This window comes from Iodobacter sp. BJB302 (assembly GCF_002735645.1).
Taxonomy (GTDB): Bacteria; Pseudomonadota; Gammaproteobacteria; order Burkholderiales; family Chitinibacteraceae; genus Iodobacter.
Window position 1 is genome coordinate 1 of the sequence record NZ_PDZG01000199.1, and the last position, 558, is coordinate 558.

A 558-nucleotide genomic window follows, 5' to 3' on the forward strand; every position below is an offset into this window, starting at 1 on the left:
CGCAATTTGGGCATTTTCGGCATCCAATTTACAAATATAGCGATAGCAAGTTGTGCTAATCGCAAAGCTGGCGCAAGCCGCACGAATAGAAACTGCCTTGGTTTCAACGGCCCAGTGAGCCATCTCGTGACGCTGAGATGTTTCAGAGGATTATGGCCTCCTTGATGATATCCGCCTGTATTTGGGCTTTGATATACATCTTTTTAAGGCGCTTGTTTTCGTCCTCCAGCTCCTTCATGCGCGTCATCATGGAAACGTCCATGCCGCCAAATTTAGCGCGCCACTTATAGAAAGAGGCAGAACTCATACCGTGCTCGCGGCACAGATCAGGAACGGTCGAGCCGGCTTCGGCTTGCTTTAAAATCGCCATAATCTGGTGTTATCAATTGCCTTCGGCTTTCATGTAGAGCTCCTCAAAGACTGCGAGAAAATTCGTAAGCGCTCAGCCCTCCCACCTAGCCAGCTGCTTTAGCCTTCGTTATCTTGTGGGTTCTGATCTTTAACAAATGGCAGCAGCTCGTCAATTCGGCTATTGGGCCAAGTCGGGAGTTTTTCTAA

1 pseudogene is annotated in these 558 nt (G+C 48.7%); it reads right to left on the reverse strand.

Annotated elements, in window-relative coordinates:
- Positions 1-370 (reverse strand): annotated as a pseudogene (locus CSQ88_RS23550) (transposase); the annotation flags it as partial.
- Positions 371-558: the final 188 nt, after the last annotated feature.